The organism is Mesorhizobium sp. M2A.F.Ca.ET.067.02.1.1 (assembly GCF_004023285.1).
Taxonomy (GTDB): domain Bacteria; phylum Pseudomonadota; class Alphaproteobacteria; order Rhizobiales; family Rhizobiaceae; genus Mesorhizobium.
The window spans coordinates 1-7,392 of sequence record NZ_RZSB01000261.1 but is presented as its reverse complement, the minus strand read 5'-3'; the positions used below and the strand labels follow the sequence as shown (position 1 = coordinate 7,392).

Genomic DNA, 7,392 nt, shown 5'->3' with positions numbered 1-7,392 from the left:
CTGCTGCTCTACCAACTGGCCGGCGCGGCGATAGTCGGTGTCCTGGTGATGCCCTTGGCCGGCCCGCCCATTCGCGCGGTTGCAACCTTGCCGACGCTGGCGCTGCTCTTCCAGTCTTTCTATATCGTCGCCTTCACCTATGTATTGTGGTTCTGGCTGCTTCGGCGCTACCCCGCGTCCGGTCTGTCGAGCTTCGCCTTCCTGTCGCCGGTGTTCGGCGTCTTGTGCGGCGCGGTGGTCCTTGGTGAAGCGCCGACGACCAGGATATTCCTGGCTCTGGCCCTGATCGCCGCCGGTCTCATCATCGTCAACCGGCCGGCGCGCAGGCAGCCAACAGTTTAGGGAGCTCGACATGCGCGACATCCTCGAAGACCTCGAAGCCGGAAAACTGCTTTCCGATCCAGATCCCGTGCGCCGCGCCCAGATCCAGATGAAGACGCCGCTGCCGAAGCGTTTCTACAAGGCGGTTTCGGTTGTCCCGGTGGAAAACGGCTTTGCCGTTCATCTCGACGGCCGTCCGGTGCGCACGCCGGGCAAGGCCGTGATGGTGCTGCCAACCGAAAAGGCCGCAGCACTTGTGGCGGGCGAATTCAGCGCCCAGGGCGAAGTCATCGATCCCGTGACGATGCCAGTCATGCGCCTCGTCAACACCGCCATAGACGGTGTCGCCTCCGATCCGCAGGCGGTGCTGGAGGATGTGCTGCGCTTCGCTTCGTCCGATCTGCTTTGCTACCGCGCCGACGGTCCGCAAGGCCTGGTCGATCGTCAGAACAAGCTGTGGGATCCGGTGCTGGACTGGGCACGCGGCAGCCTCGGCGCGCGCTTCAATCTTGCCGAAGGCGTCATCCATGTCGAGCAGCCGCGCGAAGCCATCGCCATCCTTGGCGCGCATCTTGGCCAACGCTCGGAGCCGATGCGGCTGGCCGCCATCCATGTCATGACAGCGCTGACCGGCTCGGCGCTGCTGGCGCTGGCCGTGGATTTCGGCGAGTTGGACGCCGAGGAAGCTTGGGCAGCGGCCCATGTCGACGAGGACTGGCAGATCGAGCACTGGGGCCAGGACGCCGAGGCAGTCGCGCGCCGCTCGGCCCGCAAACGCGACATGATGGCGGCGGTCAGCCTGCTCGAGGCACTGAAGGCCTAGAAGCCAAGAAATGGGCGCAGGGGTTTTTCGTGCGGAATGCTGCTCTGCCACCAATGGCTGAACCAGCAATCGATCTCATGCTATTGTTCCCCACTCAACCAGTGGGGGCGGTCATGTCGGACTTTCAGAAAGCAGTTATCTCCACGCCGGGCAGCGAGCGCCTCGCCAAAGCGCCACATGGTGCGAAGGTAGTCGTCCATGCCACTGCCGCCGAGACCAACGGCGCATTCGGAATGTGGGAAACTTTCACTCTTCCTGGGAAAGACCCGACCCCTCACACTCACACCCGCGAGACAGAGGTTTTTAGGGTGGTTTGCGGGACGTATCGTTTCCAGTGCGGTGACGAAGAATTCGATGCCCCTCCAGGCACTGTCGTCGTTCTGCCCCCTTACGTGCGTCACAGCTGGCGCAACATTGGCGACGAGCCCGGGCAGATGTTCGCAATAGTAACGCCGGGCGGCTTCGAGCAACTCTTCATGGAGATAGAGGCGTCTGGTGCCGCCTCGCCCGACGAGATAGCAATGATTGAAGCCCGTCTTGGGATAATCAACGACGAGACGTTGGCGCTCGATCGTTAAGGCTACGGCGTACGCTTCACGTGGATACTGAGAAAAACGCTCCTTTCAAAGAGGATGTGCGTCGGATTGGTTGCCTAACGCTGGAAATGAACCGCTCCCGGCACTGCGCCGCTCCCGCACCGCACCTAATACCAAAGTCATAATCCCATCGTCGCGGTGCCTTTCGGCCGTCATTTCTGTCATTTTTTGCTTTGTTGGCTGCGTTTTCGAGTCTGCGTTCGGAGGAGTGCGGCGCGCAGCCATCGAGGACAGACGGGATCTCACGGGAGGATATTCAAATGGCAATGGCATCGGCCGCCGGCGGAACCAGCCGCGGTATGACGCGGGAGGAGAAGAAAGTCATCTTCGCCTCATCGCTCGGCACCGTTTTCGAATGGTACGATTTCTATCTCTACGGTTCGCTGGCCGCCTTCATCGGCTCGACCTTCTTCAGCCCGGCGATCCCGGAGGCGACGCGCAACATCTTCGCGCTGCTGGCCTTTGCCGCCGGCTTCCTGGTGCGCCCGTTCGGCGCGCTCGTGTTCGGCCGCATCGGTGATCTCGTCGGCCGCAAATACACCTTCCTCGTCACCATGACGATCATGGGCCTGTCGACCTTCCTGGTCGGCCTGCTGCCCGGTTATGCGAGCTGGGGCATCGCGGCTCCGGTGATCCTGATCGGGCTGCGCATGCTGCAGGGCCTGGCGCTCGGCGGCGAATATGGCGGCGCCGCGACCTATGTCGCCGAGCATGCGCCCGACGATCGCCGTGGCTACTACACGTCATGGATCCAGACGACCGCGACGCTCGGCCTGTTCCTGTCGCTCATCGTCATCCTGATCGTGCAGGCCTCGCTCAGCAAGGAAACCTATGCCAGCTGGGGCTGGCGCATTCCCTTCATCGTTTCCTTCCTGCTGCTCGCCGTTTCGGTCTGGATTCGTCTGTCGCTGTCGGAGTCGCCCACCTTCCAGCGTATGAAGGACGAGGGGAAGGGCTCCAAGGCGCCGCTGACAGAGGCTTTCGGCCAGTGGAAGAACGCCAAGATCGCCCTTCTTGCGCTGCTCGGCCTCACCGCCGGCCAGGCCGTGATCTGGTACAATGGCCAGTTCTACGCCCTGTTCTTCCTCACCAACGTGCTGAAGGTCGACGCGCAGTCGGTCAACATCATGATCGCCATCGCGCTTGCCATCGGCTCGATCTTCTTCGTTGTGTTCGGCTGGCTGTCCGACAAGATCGGCCGCAAGCCAATCATCATGGCCGGACTGGCTTTGGGCATCGTCTGCACCTTCCCGCTGTTCAAGGCATTGACCTCGGCCGCCAACCCGGCTCTTGCCACCGCCCAGCAGAACACCCGCGCGACGGTGACGGCGGCTCCCGGCGACTGCAGGTTCCAGTTCAACCCGGTCGGCACCGCGAAGTTCACGACATCCTGCGATATCGCGACCTCGTTCTTGACCAAGAACTCGGTGCCATACGACGTCGTCACGACGGCCGCGCCTGGAACCGCGGCTACGGTCAAGATCGGCAACGAGACGGTGGAGTCTTATGATGCCGTTGCCGCCGGCGATCAGGCCAAGGCCAAGGAGGGGGTCTTCCAGAAGGCGGTGAACATGGCGCTGAAGGACGGCGGCTATCCCCTGAAGCGCGCCGCGGCCAAGGTGGCGGACCAGAAGCTCGACGCCTTCATCGCGGCCAATCCGGAACTGAAGCTCGATGCAGCCACGATCCGCGGCGGCGAGAAGGCCACGGTTCCGGCCGAGCAGGCGATCGCCGACAAGGTCCTGACCAAGGACGAGGCGGCCGGTGCGACGGAAGTCACGGTCTACACCATACCGGGCGGCGGCGCGTTCGCCATGTTCGCCGATCCGGCGGCCATCAACTGGCCGATGACGATCGGCATCCTGTTCATCCTGGTGCTGTTCGTGACCATGGTCTATGGGCCGATCGCCGCGATCCTGGTCGAGATGTTCCCGACCCGCATCCGCTACACCGGCATGTCGTTGCCTTACCATATCGGCAACGGCTGGTTCGGCGGCCTGCTGCCCGCGACAGTGTTCGCGCTCAGCGCCTACAAGGGCGATATCTACTACGGTCTCTGGTACCCGGTGATCATCGCGGCGATGTCGCTGATCATCGGCATGATCTTCGTCAGGGATACGCTCGGCACCGACTTGCACGCCAAGGACTGACCTCGGTCATCTGCTCGAAAAGAAAGCCCGGCGCGAGCGATCGCGCCGGGCTTTTTCGTCCATAAAACCTAAGGGGCGATCAGCTCTTGCGCTGATTTTCTTCCTCGACGGCTGCTTCGTGATACCAGCCGTCAAAGTCGGCGTGCTCGCCGCGAAGCGTCGCAAGCTCTGCCGCGAATTTCGCCTTGGCGCCTAAATTTGAGGCAGACTTGCGCCCTGCCAGCGGGAACATCAGGATTTTTGCCGACGGAAGCGGTTGCATGACCTGCATTGGCGACCTCCTTGCTTGTCTAGGGACTTACCGATTCAACTTAGCAAGCAAGATAGGTTCTGCGATTCGTTTAGGCAATATGCCTACAAAAAGATCATTATTTGCCAATTATTTATGCAGAAATCTCGATTGAGCGATCAGAGCGCATTATTGAGGCGGCTGAGCAAAATCCACGTGTTGGCGCGACCATTTTGCCGCACCCGCCGACGGCGGAGTGGCATACGAATTGCTTTTTAACCATCGGCAGGCCGGCAAGCCCGGCCATGCGTTGACGTCGCTTGCGGCGTCCTAGCAACGAGAGGCACTGGAATGACCAAATACAAGCTCGAGTATATCTGGCTCGACGGATATGTCCCGACCCCCAGCCTGCGCGGCAAGACCCAGATCAAGGAGTTTGCCGAGTTCCCGACGCTCGAGCAACTGCCGTTGTGGGGCTTCGATGGCTCGTCCACCAACCAGGCCGAGGGCCACAGCTCCGACTGCGTGCTGAAGCCCGTCGCCGTGTACCCGGATCCGGCCCGCACCAATGGCGTGCTGGTCATGTGCGAAGTCATGATGCCCGATGGCGTGACCCCGCATGTCTCCAACAAGCGCGCCACCATCCTCGACGACGAGGGCGCCTGGTTCGGCTTCGAGCAGGAGTATTTCTTCTATAAGGACGGCCGTCCGCTCGGCTTCCCTGAGAGCGGCTATCCGGCGCCGCAGGGCCCGTACTACACCGGCGTCGGCTACAAGAATGTCGGTGATGTCGCCCGCACGATCGTCGAGGAGCATCTCGACCTCTGCCTCGCCGCCGGCATCAACCATGAAGGCATCAACGCCGAAGTGGCGAAGGGCCAGTGGGAATTCCAGATCTTCGGCAAGGGCTCCAAGAAGGCCGCCGACCAGATGTGGATGGCTCGCTACCTGCTCCTGCGTCTGACTGAGAAATACGGCATCGACATCGAGTTCCACTGCAAGCCGCTGGGTGATACCGACTGGAACGGCTCGGGCATGCATGCCAACTTCTCGACCGCCTATATGCGCGAAGTCGGCGGCAAGGCCTATTTCGAGGCGCTGATGGCGCAGTTCGACAAGAACCTGATGGATCACATCGCCGTCTACGGTCCGGACAACGACAAGCGCCTGACCGGCAAGCACGAGACCGCGCCGTGGAACAAATTCTCCTACGGCGTCGCCGACCGCGGCGCCTCGATCCGCGTTCCGCACTCCTTCGTCAAGAACGACTACAAGGGCTATCTGGAAGATCGCCGCCCGAACTCGCAGGGCGACCCCTACCAGATCGCTTCGCAGATCCTGAAGACGATCTCGCAGGTTTCGACCGACGCGGTCTCCGCCGCAGCCTGATCATCCAGGCGCGGGCTTCGCCTGCGTCTCGTAAGTTTCAATTGTCGAAAGCCCTGGCGTTCTTCGCCGGGGCTTTTTTGCATGCAAACAACCGGCGGAAATGTTTCGCCTGCCGCCGCCGTCAACGGCAGCAACGCCAGGCGATTGAGCGCCGCGACCACTTTGGCGTGACTGCTGCTTCTGCAGTGGCGGACCGGCCGGATGCTGCATGGCTACGCTGGGTTTGCGGAAAGCCCTCCGATGGACTGCCCATGCGAAAACCCCGGCGAAACGCCGGGGTCCGTCTTTGTCGCCGATGCCGAGAAGTTCGGTCGTCAGACAGAATAGTACATGTCGTACTCGACCGGATGCGGGGTCATTTCGAAGCGCATCACCTCGGCCATCTTGAGCTCGATATACGCATCGATCTGATCGTCGTCGAAGACGCCGCCGGCCTTCAGGAATCCGCGATCCTTGTCGAGGTTCTGCAACGCCTCGCGCAGCGAGCCGCAGACGGTCGGGATCTTCTTCAGCTCCTTCGGCGGCAGGTCGTAGAGGTCCTTGTCCATCGGCTGTCCCGGATGGATCTTGTTCTTGATGCCGTCGAGGCCGGCCATCAGCATGGCGGCGAAGCCGAGATAGGGGTTCGCGCCCGGATCGGGGAAGCGGACCTCGACGCGCTTCGACTTCGGCGAGGAGCCGAACGGAATGCGGCAGGAAGCCGAGCGGTTGCGCGCCGAATAGGCGAGCAGCACCGGCGCTTCATAGCCCGGCACCAGACGCTTGTAGGAGTTGGTGAGCGGGTTGGTGAAGGCGTTGATCGCCTTGGCGTGCTTGATGATGCCGCCGATATAATAGAGGCAGGTTTCGGAGAGGCCCGCATATTCGTTGCCGGCGAAGGTCGGCTTGCCGCCCTTCCAGATCGACTGGTGCACATGCATGCCCGAGCCGTTGTCGCCGAACACCGGCTTCGGCATGAAGGTGGCCGTCTTGCCGTAGGCATTGGCGACCTGGTGCACGACATACTTGTAGATCAGCATCTTGTCGGCGTTGCGCACCAGCGTGTCGAACTTGATGCCGAGCTCATGCTGGGCGGCGGCGACTTCGTGGTGGTGCTTCTCGACCCGTACGCCCATCTCGGCCAGCACGGTCAGCATTTCGGAGCGCATGTCCTGGGCGGAATCGATCGGCGGCACAGGGAAGTAGCCGCCCTTGATGCGCGGACGGTGGCCGAGATTGCCGGTCTCGTAGTCGGTATCGTCATTGGACGGCAGTTCGGTGGAGTCCAGGCGGAATCCCGTGTTGTAGGGGTCTGCCTTGTACTTCACGTCGTCGAAGACGAAGAACTCGGCTTCGGGGCCGACATAGATGGTGTCGCCGATGCCTTCCGACTTCATATAGGCTTCGGCCTTCTTGGCGGTGCCGCGCGGATCGCGGTTGTAGGCCTCGCCCGAGATCGGATCGAGGATGTCGCACAGGATGACCATGGTCGACTGCGCGAAGAACGGATCCATGTGGACGGTATCCGTGTCGGGCATCAGCACCATGTCGGACTCGTTGATTGCCTTCCAGCCGGCGATCGAGGAGCCGTCGAACATGACGCCATCGGCGAACATGTCTTCTTCGACCTCGACGACATCCATCGTCACATGCTGCAGCTTGCCGCGTGGATCGGTGAAGCGCAGGTCGACGAATTTCACATCATTGTCCTTGATCTGCTTCATGATGTCTTTGGCTGTCGTCATGTCATGTATCCCTGTGTGATGACGTGTTTTTGATGATGACGTTGCAGAAAGATGGAGGGCGTCAGATGGCGTCGATACCGGTCTCGCCGGTACGGATGCGCACGACTTCCTCTATGTTGGAAACGAAGATTTTTCCATCGCCGATACGGCCCGTTTGCGC

Annotated in this window: 8 protein-coding genes; 5 read left to right on the top strand and 3 right to left on the bottom strand. The window is 61.5% G+C overall.

Features of this window, described 5'->3' with window-relative positions; genetic code table 11:
* From EOA28_RS18440 to EOA28_RS18425, 4 genes are all read left to right on the top strand, one after another.
* The coding region (locus EOA28_RS18440; protein WP_148670754.1) for an EamA family transporter at positions 1-342 on the top strand (342 nt) is incomplete at its 5' end.
* Between the two features lie 10 nt (positions 343-352).
* The gene (locus tag EOA28_RS18435; protein WP_127251508.1) at positions 353-1,144 is read left to right on the top strand and encodes an ATP12 family chaperone protein; all 792 of its coding nucleotides are present in this window, start codon (positions 353-355) and stop codon (positions 1,142-1,144) included.
* Positions 1,145-1,257: 113 nt separating this feature from the next.
* Positions 1,258-1,722, top strand: coding sequence for a cupin domain-containing protein (locus EOA28_RS18430; RefSeq protein ID WP_127251507.1), 465 nt, complete (start codon positions 1,258-1,260; stop codon positions 1,720-1,722).
* A gap of 278 nt (positions 1,723-2,000) precedes the next feature.
* Positions 2,001-3,890, top strand: a complete 1,890-nt coding sequence (locus EOA28_RS18425; RefSeq protein ID WP_126082789.1) for an MFS transporter — start codon at positions 2,001-2,003, stop codon at positions 3,888-3,890.
* Between the two features lie 79 nt (positions 3,891-3,969).
* Here the strand turns inward: EOA28_RS18425 and EOA28_RS18420 are convergent, their stop codons facing one another.
* Positions 3,970-4,152, bottom strand: a complete 183-nt coding sequence (locus EOA28_RS18420; protein ID WP_281059309.1) for a DUF2735 domain-containing protein — start codon at positions 4,150-4,152, stop codon at positions 3,970-3,972.
* A gap of 318 nt (positions 4,153-4,470) precedes the next feature.
* On the opposite strand from EOA28_RS18420, the gene EOA28_RS18415 reads away from it, so the two are divergent.
* Positions 4,471-5,508, top strand: a complete 1,038-nt coding sequence (locus tag EOA28_RS18415) for a glutamine synthetase beta-grasp domain-containing protein (RefSeq protein ID WP_042642239.1) — start codon at positions 4,471-4,473, stop codon at positions 5,506-5,508.
* Between the two features lie 314 nt (positions 5,509-5,822).
* On the opposite strand, the gene glnA is transcribed toward EOA28_RS18415, so the two are convergent.
* Both glnA and EOA28_RS18405 read right to left on the bottom strand, forming a co-directional pair.
* Complete coding sequence (gene glnA / locus EOA28_RS18410) at positions 5,823-7,232, bottom strand: type I glutamate--ammonia ligase (protein WP_042642240.1); 1,410 nt, start codon at positions 7,230-7,232, stop codon at positions 5,823-5,825.
* Between the two features lie 61 nt (positions 7,233-7,293).
* The coding region (locus tag EOA28_RS18405; protein ID WP_281060906.1) for a P-II family nitrogen regulator at positions 7,294-7,392 on the bottom strand (99 nt) is incomplete at its 5' end.

Bases quoted from the DNA above. Each gene is read 5' to 3' on its own strand.
- EOA28_RS18435 (WP_127251508.1), top strand. From the start codon at position 353: ATGCGCGACATCCTCGAAGACCTCGAAGCCGGAAAACTGCTTTCCGAT.
- EOA28_RS18430 (WP_127251507.1), top strand. From the start codon at position 1,258: ATGTCGGACTTTCAGAAAGCAGTTATCTCCACGCCGGGCAGCGAGCGC.
- EOA28_RS18425 (WP_126082789.1), top strand. From the start codon at position 2,001: ATGGCAATGGCATCGGCCGCCGGCGGAACCAGCCGCGGTATGACGCGG.
- EOA28_RS18420 (WP_281059309.1), bottom strand. From the start codon at position 4,152: ATGCAACCGCTTCCGTCGGCAAAAATCCTGATGTTCCCGCTGGCAGGG.
- EOA28_RS18415 (WP_042642239.1), top strand. From the start codon at position 4,471: ATGACCAAATACAAGCTCGAGTATATCTGGCTCGACGGATATGTCCCG.
- glnA (WP_042642240.1), bottom strand. From the start codon at position 7,232: ATGACGACAGCCAAAGACATCATGAAGCAGATCAAGGACAATGATGTG.